14 protein-coding genes are annotated in these 13,825 nt (G+C 71.1%); 4 read left to right on the top strand and 10 right to left on the bottom strand.

What is annotated here, in order from left to right:
- Window positions 1-89 precede the first annotated feature (89 nt).
- Both ABD951_RS16050 and vsr read left to right on the top strand, forming a co-directional pair.
- The gene (locus ABD951_RS16050; protein WP_345346787.1) at window positions 90-1,247 is read left to right on the top strand and encodes a DNA cytosine methyltransferase; all 1,158 of its coding nucleotides are present in this window, start codon (window positions 90-92) and stop codon (window positions 1,245-1,247) included.
- A gap of 113 nt (window positions 1,248-1,360) precedes the next feature.
- Complete coding sequence (gene vsr / locus ABD951_RS16045; protein WP_345346784.1) at window positions 1,361-1,780, top strand: DNA mismatch endonuclease Vsr; 420 nt, start codon at window positions 1,361-1,363, stop codon at window positions 1,778-1,780.
- On the opposite strand, the gene ABD951_RS16040 is transcribed toward vsr, so the two are convergent.
- A complete protein-coding gene (locus ABD951_RS16040; protein ID WP_345346781.1) occupies window positions 1,774-2,484 on the bottom strand; it encodes a phosphatase PAP2 family protein in 711 nt (236 codons plus the stop codon). The two genes, vsr and ABD951_RS16040, sit on opposite strands and share 7 nt — an antisense overlap.
- A gap of 152 nt (window positions 2,485-2,636) precedes the next feature.
- Here ABD951_RS16040 and ABD951_RS16035 point away from each other — a divergent pair, with 152 nt between their 5' ends.
- Entirely contained in the window at window positions 2,637-4,325 is a 1,689-nt protein-coding gene (locus ABD951_RS16035) for an alkaline phosphatase D family protein (protein WP_345346778.1), read from the top strand.
- Between the two features lie 109 nt (window positions 4,326-4,434).
- Here ABD951_RS16035 and ABD951_RS16030 read toward each other — a convergent pair whose 3' ends face one another.
- The 9 genes from ABD951_RS16030 to ABD951_RS15990 are packed head-to-tail and all read right to left on the bottom strand — an operon-like array spanning window position 4,435 to window position 13,222.
- Window positions 4,435-5,196, bottom strand: coding sequence for an SDR family NAD(P)-dependent oxidoreductase (locus ABD951_RS16030; protein ID WP_345347370.1), 762 nt, complete (start codon window positions 5,194-5,196; stop codon window positions 4,435-4,437).
- Between the two features lie 25 nt (window positions 5,197-5,221).
- Window positions 5,222-6,004: an SDR family oxidoreductase gene (locus tag ABD951_RS16025; protein WP_345346776.1), complete on the bottom strand. Its 783-nt coding sequence runs from the start codon at window positions 6,002-6,004 to the stop codon at window positions 5,222-5,224.
- 3 nt (window positions 6,005-6,007) lie between these two features.
- The gene (locus ABD951_RS16020) at window positions 6,008-6,811 is read right to left on the bottom strand and encodes a MaoC/PaaZ C-terminal domain-containing protein (RefSeq protein WP_345346773.1); all 804 of its coding nucleotides are present in this window, start codon (window positions 6,809-6,811) and stop codon (window positions 6,008-6,010) included.
- 26 nt (window positions 6,812-6,837) lie between these two features.
- Entirely contained in the window at window positions 6,838-8,016 is a 1,179-nt protein-coding gene (locus ABD951_RS16015; protein ID WP_345346770.1) for a lipid-transfer protein, read from the bottom strand.
- Window positions 8,016-8,462 carry a MaoC family dehydratase gene (locus ABD951_RS16010; RefSeq protein WP_345346767.1) on the bottom strand — a complete coding sequence of 149 codons (447 nt, stop codon included), beginning with the start codon at window positions 8,460-8,462 and terminating at the stop codon, window positions 8,016-8,018. The genes ABD951_RS16015 and ABD951_RS16010 overlap by 1 nt, the downstream gene beginning before the upstream one ends.
- Window positions 8,459-9,571, bottom strand: a complete 1,113-nt coding sequence (locus ABD951_RS16005) for an acyl-CoA dehydrogenase family protein (protein ID WP_345346764.1) — start codon at window positions 9,569-9,571, stop codon at window positions 8,459-8,461. Before ABD951_RS16005 ends, ABD951_RS16010 begins: the two co-directional genes overlap by 4 nt.
- Window positions 9,571-10,533 carry a bifunctional MaoC family dehydratase N-terminal/OB-fold nucleic acid binding domain-containing protein gene (locus ABD951_RS16000; RefSeq protein WP_345346761.1) on the bottom strand — a complete coding sequence of 321 codons (963 nt, stop codon included), beginning with the start codon at window positions 10,531-10,533 and terminating at the stop codon, window positions 9,571-9,573. Before ABD951_RS16000 ends, ABD951_RS16005 begins: the two co-directional genes overlap by 1 nt.
- The gene (locus tag ABD951_RS15995) at window positions 10,530-11,696 is read right to left on the bottom strand and encodes an acyl-CoA dehydrogenase family protein (protein ID WP_345346758.1); all 1,167 of its coding nucleotides are present in this window, start codon (window positions 11,694-11,696) and stop codon (window positions 10,530-10,532) included. The genes ABD951_RS16000 and ABD951_RS15995 overlap by 4 nt, the downstream gene beginning before the upstream one ends.
- A gap of 41 nt (window positions 11,697-11,737) precedes the next feature.
- On the bottom strand, window positions 11,738-13,222 hold the full coding sequence (locus tag ABD951_RS15990; RefSeq protein ID WP_345346755.1) for an MFS transporter: 1,485 nt from the start codon (window positions 13,220-13,222) through the stop codon (window positions 11,738-11,740).
- A gap of 128 nt (window positions 13,223-13,350) precedes the next feature.
- Here ABD951_RS15990 and ABD951_RS15985 point away from each other — a divergent pair, with 128 nt between their 5' ends.
- On the top strand, window positions 13,351-13,785 hold the full coding sequence (locus ABD951_RS15985; RefSeq protein WP_345346752.1) for a nuclear transport factor 2 family protein: 435 nt from the start codon (window positions 13,351-13,353) through the stop codon (window positions 13,783-13,785).
- Window positions 13,786-13,825 lie beyond the last annotated feature (40 nt).

Here is a 13,825-nt window from a genome sequence, read left to right as displayed (position 1 = left end):
GTTCCGGCCGTCGTGCGCAGCGACGCGGGGACCGTATCGGCGCCGCCGGGTACGGTCCTTGCATCGGCGGATCGGCGGTAAGGAGTCACGTGAGCGGGCGCGCGGTGGGGTTGTTCGCCGGCATCGGCGGCCTCGAGCTCGGATTGAGCGACCACGGCTGGGACACCGAGCTGTACTGCGAGATCGACGCGGGCGCCCAGGCGGTGCTCTCGGCCCGTTTCCCGGACGCGGACCTGCACGCCGACGTGACGACGCTGCGGTCCCTGCCCGCCGGCATCGAACTGGTCGCCGCCGGTTTCCCGTGCCAGGACCTGTCCCAGGCCGGCCGGACGGTCGGCATCACCGGCACCCGGTCCGGTCTCGTCGACGAGGTGTTCCGGCTGGTCAAGCGCAAGAAGGGCCCGCGCTGGCTGTTGCTGGAGAACGTGCCGTTCATGCTGCAACTCGGGCGGGGGGCCGCGATGCGGCACGTCACGTCCGCGCTCGACGAGCTCGGCTACACGTGGGCGTACCGGGTCGTCGACGCCCGCGCGTTCGGACTTCCGCAGCGTCGCCAGCGGGTGCTGATGCTGGCCTCCCGCACGGAGGACCCCCGTGAGGTCCTGCTCACCGACGACGCCGGGCCCGCCGAGGAGGGCGACCCGAACGACCACCCGTGCGGCTTCTACTGGACCGAGGGTGTCCGCGGTCTCGGGTGGGCGGTCAACGCGGTGCCCACCCTCAAGGGCGGCTCGACCATCGGCATCGCCAGCCCGCCGGCGGTGCGGCTGCTGACCGGCGAGATCGTCACCCCGGGCATCGTCGGCGCCGAACGCCTGCAGGGTTTCGATCCGGAGTGGACGCGGCCCGCCCTCGACGTCCCGGGCCTGCGTGGCGGGCATCGCTGGAAGCTCGTCGGCAACGCCGTCAGCACCCGCATGTCGTCGTGGGTCGGGCACCGGCTCGCGCAGCCGCTGCCGTACGACGACGCGGCCGACGCGCCGTTGAAGAGGGGCGCCGCGTGGCCGACCGCGGCGTGGGGACGCGGCGGCACCGCCCACCGCGCCGACGTGAGCACCTGGCCGGTCCAGCACGAGTACGAGGATCTCGGCAACTTCCTCGACGACTCGAAACTGCTGTCCGCCCGCGCGACCGCCGGGTTCCTGCGCCGCGCCCGGACCGGCACTCTGCGGTTCGTGCCCGGCTTCCTCGACGACGTCGCCGAGCACCTCGAACGGATGGGCGGCGACCCGGCACGGGTGGCGTGAACGCACGGTACGAGGCGCCGCCGTCCACGTGACGACGCCGACGACCGACCCGCCGGGCCCGAGGCGCGCGCCGGCCCTCGTCCGGTCTCGGGGTGTGGCGCGACAATGACGTCATGACGTCGCGACCCCTGCCGGACTCGGTGTCCACCCGGGACCGGATGAGCGCGCAAAGGCGCCGGGACACCGCCCCGGAGATGGCCCTGCGCCGCGAGTTGCACCGTCGGGGTCGCCGCTACCGGGTCGATCGGGCCCCGCTGCCGGGGGTGCGTCGCCGCGCGGACCTGGTGTTCCCGGCGGCGCGGGTCGCGGTGTTCGTCGACGGGTGTTTCTGGCACCGCTGCCCGGTGCACGCGACCGCACCGAAGAACAACGCCCAGTGGTGGGCGCGGAAGCTGGACGGGAACGTCACCCGCGACCGCGACACCGATGCCCGGCTCGCCGCGGCGGGATGGGCGGTCGTGCGGGTGTGGGAGCACGAGGACCCGGTCGCGGCGGCCGACGCGGTCGAGGCGGTGCTCCGTCGGCGTCAGTAGTGCGCGGGTTCGCGGGAGGGCGAACCGAGTCCGACGCGCCGCACCACCACCGCCGCGATCGGCGTCAGCGCGACCGCGAACGCGAGCGCGATGCAGGAGCCGAACACCAGCCCGGCAGCGACGTCGTGCGGGTAATGCACCCCGCTGACCACACGGGACGCGCCGACGACCAGGGCGACCACGACGGCTGCCACACCGAACCACACGCGACCGGCGGCCAGCGCGGCGAGGACCACCGCGGTGGCCAGGGCGGCCGCGATCCCGGAGTGATTACTGGGGAACGACCAGTCCCCGAGCGGCGGACATTCCGACAGTGCGTGGACGCCGGGCAGCGCGGTGCAGGGGCGCTCCTCGGTGACGACGGACTTGACCGCGAGGGTCGCGACCGCCGAGCCGACTGCTCCCGCGCCCGCCGCCAGTCCGACGGCCAGGGTGCGGGTGTCGCGGCGGCCCCACCACAGCAGCACCGCCAGCATCCCTGCGAGGGCGAGGAGTCCGGCCTCGGCCACGAGGTCGCTGACGGTGCCGGCGCTGGCAGGCCACGACGCCGTCGCCGAGTCGACGCTGCGGTACAGCGAGGTGGACCAGCCGATGACGGGATTGGTCGCCATGTCGGCGGGACCGAACACGGCGAGGATGCCGGCCGCGACGATCAGGGCCGCGAGGCCCAGCGGCCAGTGCCGGGGCAGAAATCGGGTACGCACTCGCCGGAATCTACGCGGCGAAACTGGTAGGAAACTGAGAGAGGCCGGTGGCGCCACCGCGATCCGGTGAACGACCGCAAAACAGTAATGGGCGAGCAAACGACGGCTAGGGTCATCACGAAATCGACGTCCCTACGCACCCGAGGTGGCTTGTGCCTTTTCCGCCCACCAACGTCTCCCGCCGCGCCTTCCTGGCCGGCCTCTCCGCTCTCGGCGGCGCCACCCTGCTGCCCACCGTCGCGCACGCCACCCCGGTCCTGCGCCAGGCGCCGGACGCCGGGGCCGGCCTGATCCGCAACCCGGAGTTCGGCAACGGTGTCATGGCCGGGGTGCCCCGCACCGACGGCGCCACGTTGTGGACGCGGGTCGGTGCGGCGGCAGGCACGGGCAGCGCGGGCAGTGGCAGCATCGGCGCGGGTAGCGCCGGAACCGGCAGCGCCGGGAGCAGCGCCGCCGGCGGGGAACTGGCGTTGATCGTGTCCACCCGCGAGGACCTGTCCGGCCCGGTGCTCGCCGAGCGGGTGCAGGTCCGGGACGACGCGGACGGCACGGTGCACTTCGACGTGAACGGCCTGGCTCCCGGAGAGACGTACTACTACCAGTTCCGGGGCAACGGGGGCGAGTCGCCGGTCGGCCGGTTCCGGACGCTGCGGCCGGCCGACTCCAACGAACCGGTCCGCATCGGCTGGTTCACCTGCCAGGGGTTCGAGGAGGGCTACTACGCGGCACACCGGCATCTCGCCGCGGAGGACCTCGACTTCGTCGTGTGCCTGGGCGACTACGTGTACGAGTTCACCAAGCCGGGTGTGCGCGGCGTGGAGACCAACGCGTTCCCGCAGACGATCGACGCCATGCGCGACAAGTACCGCCAGTACCGCAGCGACGCGGACCTGCGGTCGATGCACAGCCAGCACGCCTTCATTCCGATCTGGGACGACCACGAGTTCCGCAACAACTACAGCAAGGACGGGTGGACGTTCCCGGTGATCTCACCGATCGAGGGAGCGATCGGGTTCCAGCAGAAGAAGCAGTGGGCCTGGCAGTCGTGGTTCGAGCACATGCCGGTGCCCCGGTTCGCCGGCGACCCGACCCGGACGTACCGCTCGCTGCGGGTGGGCCGGACGGTGGAGCTGTTCGCGCCGGACACCCGGCAGTACCGCGATCGACAGGCGTGCGGCGACTCACTGGACCACATCGTCTGCGCGGAGGCCGACGCGACCGGCCGGACGATGCTGGGGGCGACGCAGAAGCGGTGGCTGCTCGACGGACTGACCGGCTCGGACGCGCGCTGGAAGGTGGTCGCGAACGCCAACATGATGATGGGCATGGTGGTGGCGGGTGACGGCACCCGCGCCTACATGGACACCTGGGACGGCTACGGCGCCGAGCGGGCCGAGATCCTCTCGACCGCGGCCCGGTCGGTCGACAACCTGGTGCTGGTGACCGGCGACGACCACGACGGGTGGGCGGGTGAGCTGTGGGACACCGGATTCGCGCCGGGCACCCCGAGCGGCGCGCAGGTGAACGCGCCGGGCACCGCGCGCGCGGGCGTCGAGTTCGTCGTTCCGTCCGTCACGTCCGCCAACACCGCGGACGGCGGCTACACCAGCAGCAGCGACAACACCGGCGCGGCACGGGCCGAGGAAGCCAACCGGCGGGACAAGAATCCGCACGTCAAGCACGCCGACATGGTCAGCCACGGCTACGGCGTCCTCGAGGTCGACGCGACCGAGGCGCGTTTCCAGTTCCGCACGGTCGACAAGCTGAACCCGAACTCGGGCGTGGAGACGTCGAAGGCGCTGCGCACCCCGGCCGGGCAGGCGGTGATCGAGCAGATGTGACCCGATGGTCCGGCCGTCGGCGGCGGTGCGCCGGCGACCGGACCTGGGTGGTTCCCGCCCGGGCGTGACGTCCGACCGGTCCGGTCGATCACGCACGGGCGCAAGGGAACTAACCCCAGCGGGACTGGCCGCCGTCCAGGGGGACGGTGGCGCCGGTGAGGTAGCGCGCGTCCTCGGAGCACAGGAACACGACCGCGCGGCCGATGTCGGCCTCGGGGTCGCCGACGCGGCCGAGGGGGATGCCGGCGACGAAGGCGGCGGCCTCCTCCGGGTTCTTGTCCATCCACCACTGCAACGCGGGGGTCATCGCGTGCGGGGCAACGTTGTTCACGCGGATCCCGTCGCGACCCCATTCGGCGGCGGCGGCCCGGGTGAGTACCCGGATGCCCTCCTTGATGGAGCCGTAGACGCCGTAGTTGCTGGCGTCCCACCGCACCGCCGCGGAGGTCACCAGGTTGATGATCGAGCCGCCGCCGCGGGCGACCATGTGGGGGTGGCAGGCCCGCATGAACCGCAGCGTCGCCAGCGGACCGGTCGCGAACCCCCGCTCGAAGTCGGCGTCGTCGACGTCGAGCAGCGTGCCGGGCTTGGAGTCGTTGGCGTTGTTCACCATGATGTCGACGCCGCCGAGCCGTTCGACGGTGGTTGCCACCGCCGCCTCGATGTCCTCGGCGACCGAGACGTCGCACCGCACGGGGATCGCCCGGCCGCCGATCTCCTCGATCTCGGCGACGGTCTTGTGCAGCTTGGACTCGGTGCGGCCGGCGACCGCGACCGCGACACCCTCCTTCGCCAGGGCCAGCGAGATGCCCCGCCCGATGCCCTGGCCTGCGCCGGTGACCAGCGCGACCTTCCCGTCCAGGGTTCCCATGTTCATGCTCCGATCGTGAAGTGGATCAGCCGATTTCGGGGTGGGTGGCGAGGTAGCGGGCAGGGTACTCGCCGCCGCCGTGGACCGCAATGTCGGCACCGTTGACGTACGAGGACAGCGGGCCGCCGAGGAACAGGCAGGCGCCGGCGATGTCCGACGGCACCGCCATCCGGCCGATCGGCAGCGTGCGGGTGACGGCCGCTCCGCCGTCCTCGCCGTACACCGACGCCGCGGCCTCGGTGCGGATCAGTCCGGTGGTGATGTGGTTGACGCGCACCTTCGGCGCCCACTCGAGGGCGAGCGCCTTGGTGAGCATCAGCAGTCCGGCCTTGGCCGCCGAGTAGGCGGCGGTGCCCGGCTGCGGGTCGTGTGCCGACACCGAACCGATGTTGACGATCGACCCGCCACCGTCCTGCTGCTGCATGACCGCGTTCGCCGCCTGCGCAACGTAGAACGGCGCCAACAGGTTCAGTGCGACGATCCTGTCGACGAACCGGGTGGACACCGTCGCGGCGTCCGCGTCCGGGGAACCGCCGGCGTTGTTGACCAGTACGTCGAGTCGACCCATCTGCGTGTGCGCGGCGTCGACCATCGCCTTGACCGCGTCGGCGTCGCGGACGTCGACCGGCAGGAAGTGGGCGCGCCGGCCGTCACCGTCGATCGGGGTGTCGGGCTCGGTCCGCGCGCAGACGGTGACGTCGGCACCGGCGGCGAGAAACGTTTCGGCGACGACACGGCCGATTCCCTTGGTGCCGCCGGTGATCAGGACCGCCTTGCCGGTGAAGTCGGCGGGATTGGTCAGGGCCATCGTCTACTCCGAGAACCGCGCGTGCGCGCCGACGATCGCGCCGCCGACCGTGAAGTCGACGCCGTCCGCGCCGCGCCAACCGCTGATCGGCAGGCGATCGCCCGGGAATGCCGGGGCCGCAAAGCGTCCCGACAGCTGGGTGAGGTTCGCCGGGTGCACGCCGAGTGCGCGGGCCAGCGGCAGCGAGCTCGCCGCCAGGGTGCACAGCCCGTGCATGATCGGGCGCGGCTGCCCGATCCGCTCGGCGGCCGCGGGGTCGATGTGGATGTGGTGCATGTCGCCGAGCAGGCGGTACAGCGCCGTCTGGTTCGCGGCGGTGACCAGTTCCGCGCTCAGGTCGGGGTCTCCGACCGGGCCCGCGGGCTTGGCGGGGCCACGCTCGCCGCCGAATCCGCCTGCACCGGGCGCGAACAGCGACCAGGTGGCGACGAAGTACTCGCTCTCGACGACGACCTCGAACACCGCCGCGGCGCCCTTGTCCCACACCTCGCCGACGCGGGCCGACAGCGTCACCTCACCGGACGGCGGGAGCGGCGCGAGCACGGTCAGTTCCTGCGAGCCGTGCAGGGCGGTCTTGGTGTCGAACGCACCGCGCGAGCCCAGTTCGTCGGGTGCCCACTGCGCGAGGGTGAGTGCGAACGTCGGCAGCACCCGCAGCCGGTCCTCCATCACGAGGTCCAGATCGGTGGCCTGCGCACCCACGGCGAGCGCGTACAGGATCGCGTCGCGCTCGTCGTAGCTCACCGTACGGGTGCCGAGGTCGACCCCACGCCACGCGCCGGCCGGCTTCTGCTCCACTGCCGTCATTCTTCGGTCCTTCCAGGTAATACGGGTCAGGCGGCGCCGAGAATCAGGCCGCTCGTGGGAACCGCGGTTCCCGCCGTGACGAGCACGTTCTCGACACCCTCGGGCTGGTTGGTGGACGTGCCCCGCAGCAACCGGACCGCCTCGGCGATGCCGTTGACGCCGTGCAGGTACGCCTCACCCACCTGGCCACCGTGCGTGTTGCTCGGCAGCCGTCCACCGATCTCCAGATTGCCCTCGCGGATGAAGTCCTTGGCCTCGCCGGGGCGGCAGAAGCCGAGTTCCTCGAGCTGCGGGAGCACCAGAGGAGTGAAGTGGTCGTAGAGGATCGCGGCGTCGATGTCGTCCGGCGTCAGGCCGGCCTGGCCGTAGAGCTGGCGGCCGACCAGACCCATCTCCGGAATGCCGGTGATGTCGGGGCGGTAGTAGCTCGTCATCATGTGCTGGTCCTTGCCCGAACCCTGCGCGGCGCCCTTGACGATCGCGGGCGTGTGGCGCAGGTCCCTGGCACGCTCGGCCGAGACGACGACGAGGGCCTGGCCGCCGTCGGTCTCCTGGCAGCAGTCGAGCAGGTGCAGCGGCTCGGCGATCCACCGTGAGTTCTGGTGGTCCTCGAGCGTGATGGGCTTGCCGTGGAACCACGCGGCGGGGTTGTTCGCGGCATGCTTGCGTGCCACGACAGCGACCCGGCCGAAATCCTCACTCGTCGCACCGTACTGGTACATGTATCGCCGGGCGAACATCGCGACCCACTGGGCGGGAGTCGCCAATCCCTGCGGCGTCAACCACGCATACGCTGCGCGATCTGCGGTCGAGTCCATCGGCCGGTCGTGCTGCCCCAGACCGAAACGCATACCGGAGCGTTCGTTGAACGCGCGGTAGACCACCACGACGTCGGCGACGCCGGTCGCGACCGCCATCGCCGCCTGCTGCACCGACGCGCACGCCGCGCCGCCGCCATAGCCGATCCGGGAGAAGAACTTCAGCTCCCCCAGGCCGCAGTTGCGCGCGACGAGGATCTCGCCGTTTGTCTCCATCGTGAACGTGGTCAGGCCGTCGACCTCCGACGGGTCGATGCCGGCATCGGCCAGGGCCGCGGTGACGGCCTCACACGCGAGCTGCAGCTCGGAACGACCGGACCTCTTCGAGAACTCGGTGGCGCCGATGCCGACGATCGCGGCGGCACCCGAGAGCGGGCTGACGGCCATCAGGCGTCCTTCCCTTCGGTTGCGGCGGGGTAGGCGACGGTGACGGTGCCGGACAGGTGGTTGCCGAGGCTGTTCGCGCCCACGACCTTCACCTCGACCAGACCGTTCTCCTTGGCGACGACCTCACCGGTCATCGTCATCGTGTCGCCCGGGTAGTTCGGGGCACCGAGGCGGATCTTGACGCGGCGGACCGTCGCGAAGGGTCCGGCCCAGTCCGTCACGAACCGGCCCGCCAGCCCGTTGCTGGTGAGGATGTTCATGAACACGTCCTTCGAGCCGCGCTCACGCGCCAGCTCGGGGTCGTGGTGCACGTCCTGGAAGTCGCGCGTGGCGATCGCGGTGGACACGATCAGGGTGCGGGTCAGCGGGATCGCCAGTTCGGGGAGCGCCTCGCCGACCGCGATGTCGTCGTAGTTGCGGCCCGTCAGCTCGATCGTGGTGGTCATCCGACCACCTCGACACCGGCGGCGAGCTGCGCGCCGAGACGCGCGAGGTCGGAAGCGGAACCGCCGAGGGTGGCACCGATCTGCTTGCCCCACAACAGGTGCCGGTGCACGGGGTAGTCGGTGTCGACGCCCATACCGCCGTGGAGGTGCGTGGTGCGGTGCACGATGCGCTGGCCGCCGTCGGTGGCCCACCACTTCGCGACGAGGACCGACGTGCCGGGATCCGTGCCGTCGACGAGGTTCTGTGTGGCCTGCCAGAGGGTCACGCTCATCGCCTGCAGGTCGATGTAGCAGTCGGCCAGCTGGTGCCCGACCGCCTGGAACGTCGCGAGCGGGCGCCCGAACTGGTGCCGGCCGTTGAGATACGTGACGGCCTGCTGCACGGCGCCCGAGCCGACGCCGAGCGCGAGCGCGGCCTGCGCGAGCTCGACCCGATCGAGCAGCCACTGCGCCGAGGTGCCGTCGGCGGGGCCGAGCAGTTCCGCGGGGGCGGCATCGAGGGTGACGTTGCCGCAGATCACCCAGTTCGTGGACTGGGTCTGCTCCACCGAGACGCCCGCGGCGCGAAGGTCGACGACGAACAGTGCCGCACCGGTCGGCGTGGTGGCCGAGACGATCGCGCGGTCCGCGACGTGGGTGATCGGGACGACGGCCTTCGCGCCGGTCAGGGTCCACTGGCCACCGGTCTCGGTGGCCGTCGTCTGTGGGTCGCCGTCGACGTACGGGCCGAACTCCTCGAGTCCGATCGTGAGGAAGCTGCTGCCCTCGGCGACGCCGGGGACCAGCGCGGTGCGCTGGGCGTCGGTGCCGAACTCGGCGATCACGAGAGCGGCGAGCGTGGACTGCCAGATCGGCACCGGCGCGACGTGGCGGCCCTGCTGCTCGAGCAGCACGTACAGCTCGGCGAGGCCGAGCCCGCCGCCGCCGAGGTCCTCGGGCAGCGCGATACCGAGCAGGCCGGTGTTGGCCAGTTCCCGCCACAGGTCGCGGTCGATGCGCTCGTCGCTCAGTTCGACCTGCTTGACCCGGTCGATGCCGGCCTTGCTGGTGAAGACCTCGTCGGCGAGCGCGCGAATCGCTTCCTGCTCTTCGCTGTAGTTGAAGTCCATTACGAGTCCTCCCGTGCGGCCGGCCGGAACGCGGGCAGCGTCAGGTCCGGGTCGGCGTCGATCCAGTCCAGTTCCACCGGCATGTCGATCTCGACCTCGTCCGGCGCGATGCCGGTCATGTTCGTGATCAGTCGGGTGCCCTCTTCGAGTTCGATCGTCGCGACGATGAGCGGGTACTCGAATCCGGGAATCTGCGGATGGTGGTTGACGACGAAGCTGTAGACGGTGCCGCGGCCCGAGGCGTCGACGGTGTCCCAGTCGAGCGACTGGCACTCGCCGCACATCGGCCCGGTGGGGTGCCGCAGCGTGCCGCAGGCGGTGCACCGCTGGATCACCAGGCGGTGTTCCTTCGCGGCCTCGAACCAGAAGGCGTTGTCGGCGTTGAGCGCCGGGCGTGGACGCAGGCCCGGGATCGGACCCACCGGCTTCTCGGCAGCCTTCTCGCTGCCCTTCGGCTTGAAGCGCAGCGTGCGCCAGCGCTGGGTGGCGACGACCTCGTGGTCTGCGTTGCGGTAGGTCTTGAGCGTGGTCACGAAGTGCCCGACCCCGAGGCCGGTCTTCTTCTCCTCGGAGATGTCCTCGATCACCTCGGTGAGCGAAACCCGATCGCCGGGGCGCAGTTCCACGAAGAACTCGAAGTCCGAGTCGGTCGCGACGACGGACGTGAAGCCCTCGTCGTCGAGCGTGGCGATCAGATCGGTCCACACCTGGGACGGATCGTTGTTCGCCATCTTGTCGTTGAAGGTGCGCATGGTCCACACCTGCGCCATCAGCGCGGGCGCGACGGCGCCGTCCCGGCCGGTCGCCCGGGCCGCGTCGTCGTCGAGGTAGATCGGGCTGGTGTCGCCCATCGTCTCGACCCAGTGGCGGATCATCGGGGTGTTCACCTCGTCCGGACCCCACACGGTGGGGGTCAGGATCTGACCCTCGAATGCCTTGAGCTTGGTGAGGAATTCGCTCACTTGACCCTCTTCTCCCGCACCAGACCGAGCCCCATCGTGGCGACCATGTCGCGCAGGACCTCGTTGACGCCGCCGCCGAACGTGTTGACCATGCCCTGCCGGGAGATCTGCTCGATCTGACCGGCCAGCAGCGCGCCGGGCGACTCGGGGCGGATCCGGCCGGCGGCACCGAGGATCCCGAGCAGCGTCCGGTAGACGTCGATGTGGGTCTCGGTGCCGTACGCCTTCGTCGCGCCGGCGTCGGCGCCGGACAGCGTGTCCGCGGCGACCGCGGCGGTCATCTTCCAGTTCAGCAGCCGCATCGCCTCGAGCTTCGCGTGGGTGCGCGCGAACTCCTGCTGCACCCAGGGGATCTCGATCGCACCGTTCTCCTTGGCCCAGTCCAGGACCTGGTGCCACAGGCCGTAGGTGCGGCCACCGATCGCGGCGAGGCCGATGCGCTCGTGGTTGAGCTGCGCGGCGATCAGCTGCCAGCCGCCGTTGACCTCGCCGATCACGTTCTCCTGCGGCACCCGGATGCCGCTGTAGTACGTCGAGGTGACCATCAGGCCGCCGACCGTGTTGATCGGCGACCACGAGAATCCCTGATCGTCGGTGGGGACCACCAGGATCGAGATTCCCTTGTGCTTCGGCGCCTCCGGATCGGTGCGGCACGCGAGCCACACGTAGTCGGCGGTGTTGGCGCCGGAGGTGAAGATCTTGTTGCCGTCGACCACCCAGTCGTCGCCGTCGCGGACCGCGCGGGTCTTCAGCGAGGCGAGGTCGGTGCCGGCCTCCGGTTCGGTGTAGCCGATCGCGAAGACGATGTCACCGGACAGGATGCCCGGCAGGAACCGGGCCTTCTGCTCCTCGGTGCCGTACTTCATCAGCGTCGGCCCGACGGTGTTGACCGTGACGAACGGGAACGGCAGTCCGGCGCGCTGCACCTCGTCGAAGAACACGAACTGTTCCTCGATGGACCGGCCCTGTCCGCCGTACTCGGTGGGCCAGCCGATCCCGAGCCAGCCGTCCTTCCCGAGCAGGCTGACGACCTCCCGGAAGTACTCGCCGCCGACACCCTGCTCGCCGGCCGCCCGCCGCTTCGCCTCCGGCAGCAGGCTCGCGAAGTACGCGCGCAGTTCCCGCCGCAGCTCGAGCTGCGCACTCGACTCCCTCAACTCCATCGTTGCTCTCCCATTCCTCGCGTCCCCGCGAGATTCGGACGCTACGGCGAGATCCGGATCCGGTCCTCCTCCGTCTCACTGAGCGGTAGGTTCTCGGTCTCGGGATCGCGGGGCACGAAGACGCCGACGACGATCGCGAGCAGGGCGGCGGCCGCGGCGATGGCGAACACCGTGGAGTAGGCGCCTGCGGTCGGGAACTCGACACCGGCGACGTGCATCACCGAGGCGGTGGTGACGGCGGCGACGACAGCGCTGCACGTGGAGGTGCCCAGCGACCGGGCGAGCGCGTTGAGGCTGTTCGCGGCCGCTGTCTCCGACACCGGGACGGCGCGCATGATGAGCGCGGGGATCGAGCCGTAGGCGAGTGCGGCCCCGATCGAGGTCACCATGGTGGCGACGACGATGACGATCAGCAGGTGCGGCGAGACCGTCCGGACGAGGTTGGCGACCATCAGGATCACGGCACCGACCAGGAAGGCGACCCGTGGTCCGCGGCGGCGGGACAGCTGGGCGGTCACCGGGGCGAACGCGATCATCATCAGACCGCCGGGCAGCAGCGCGATGCCGCTGAGGGTCAGCGACATTCCGAATCCGTACCCGGTGGCGTCCGGCGCCTGGAAGATCTGCGCGCTGACCATGAACGAGGTGAACATCGCGAACCCGACGAGAACGGACGCGATGTTCGTCAGCAGGACCTGCCGGCGCGCCGAGACCCGCAGGTCCACCAGCGGTTGCCGGTCCGGGTCCGGGTGCCCCGGTGGGGCGAGCCGCAATTCGTAGCAGCCCCAGGCCAGGAACAGCAGCGCCGCCCCGGCGAACAGCCCGAGCACGGGGGCACTCACCCAGCCCCAGCCGTTGCCCTGGGTGATGGCGAGCAGCAGGCACACCAGGGCCGCGGACAGCCCGAGTGCGCCGACGACGTCGAAGCGGCCGCCGGAACGGACCGGGGATTCGGGGACGACCCACCAGATCGCGATCATCTCGACCAGCCCGAGCGCGGCGGCACCTCCGAAGAGCCAGTGCCAGCTCAGGTTCTCGGCGACGACCCCGGTCAGGGGCAGTCCGATCGCACCCCCGGCCCCGAGGGTCGAGCTCATCAGCGCGATGCCGCCACCGACCCGGTCGTCGGGCAGTTCGTCACGCATGATGCTGATGCCCAGCGGCACCACGCCCATCGCCGCGCCCTGCAGGGCGCGCGCCACGAGGATCACCGTGAACTGGTTCGAGACGGTGCCGAGCACGCTGCCGACCACCATCATCGCCAATGCGACGAGCAGGAGGCGGCGCTTGCCGTACATGTCGCCGAGTCGGCCGAGCACCGGGGCGCAAACGGCCCCCGCGATCAGGTTCGCGGTGACCAGCCACGCGGCGCCGCCTGCGGTGGTGTGCAGCAGGTGCGGGAATTCGGGCAGCAGGGGCACGACGATGGTCTGCATCAACGACACCGCGATACCGCACGACGCCAGCGCGAGAACGACGAGTCGGACGGAGGCGGACGCCCGGCCGGCGCGCACTGGTGTCGGCACTGGCCCTCCCTGCGAACTGTTCAGCTTTGCGGTCGACGCTATGGCACCGGCCGACGGAGAGGAACCCACGTTCCCGGTCAGTGGGTGCAGGGGTGGGACCGCGGCGCCGACGCCGCATACTCGTGCACATGAGTGACGGTCCTTCGGATCTGGCCGGCCGGTACGCGGTCGCGGTGGACGACCGCGACGCAGCGGCCCTGACCGCCCTGTTCACCGGCGACGCCGAGTTCGTGCAGCCGCCCGCGCTGACCCGCGGGGCCGGTGAGGTGGTGACGGTCGGCGCCGACGCGATCATCGAGGTCGTGCTGGGCGGCACGGCACACCTGCACGCGACCCACCACGCGGTGCACCAGCGGGTCGTCGACGTCGACGGCGACACCGCGACCGGGCGGGTGTACTGCCTCGCCCACCACCTGTACCGGGGTCGCGACGGCGGCCTCCGCGACAACGCGATCGCGATCCGGTACCGGGACACCTACCGCCGGGTGGACGGGCGGTGGCTGATCGCCCGCCGGGAACTGGCCGTCGACTTCGCCGAGGACCGGGCCGTCACCGTCCCCTGACTCGTCCCGGGTTCCCCGACGTCACGTCGGGGGACCTCGC

The organism is Rhodococcus olei, assembly GCF_039540555.1.
GTDB classification, from domain to species: Bacteria; Actinomycetota; Actinomycetes; order Mycobacteriales; family Mycobacteriaceae; genus Rhodococcus_G; species Rhodococcus_G olei.
Note: the sequence above shows the minus strand (reverse complement) of the source record. Positions and strands in the feature narration are given on the sequence as shown.

Bases quoted from the DNA above. Each gene is read 5' to 3' on its own strand.
- vsr (WP_345346784.1), top strand. From the start codon at position 1,361: ATGACGTCGCGACCCCTGCCGGACTCGGTGTCCACCCGGGACCGGATG.
- ABD951_RS16030 (WP_345347370.1), bottom strand. From the start codon at position 5,196: ATGGGAACCCTGGACGGGAAGGTCGCGCTGGTCACCGGCGCAGGCCAG.
- ABD951_RS16025 (WP_345346776.1), bottom strand. From the start codon at position 6,004: ATGGCCCTGACCAATCCCGCCGACTTCACCGGCAAGGCGGTCCTGATC.
- ABD951_RS16020 (WP_345346773.1), bottom strand. From the start codon at position 6,811: ATGACGGCAGTGGAGCAGAAGCCGGCCGGCGCGTGGCGTGGGGTCGAC.
- ABD951_RS16015 (WP_345346770.1), bottom strand. From the start codon at position 8,016: ATGGCCGTCAGCCCGCTCTCGGGTGCCGCCGCGATCGTCGGCATCGGC.
- ABD951_RS16010 (WP_345346767.1), bottom strand. From the start codon at position 8,462: ATGACCACCACGATCGAGCTGACGGGCCGCAACTACGACGACATCGCG.
- ABD951_RS16005 (WP_345346764.1), bottom strand. From the start codon at position 9,571: ATGGACTTCAACTACAGCGAAGAGCAGGAAGCGATTCGCGCGCTCGCC.
- ABD951_RS15995 (WP_345346758.1), bottom strand. From the start codon at position 11,696: ATGGAGTTGAGGGAGTCGAGTGCGCAGCTCGAGCTGCGGCGGGAACTG.
- ABD951_RS15985 (WP_345346752.1), top strand. From the start codon at position 13,351: ATGAGTGACGGTCCTTCGGATCTGGCCGGCCGGTACGCGGTCGCGGTG.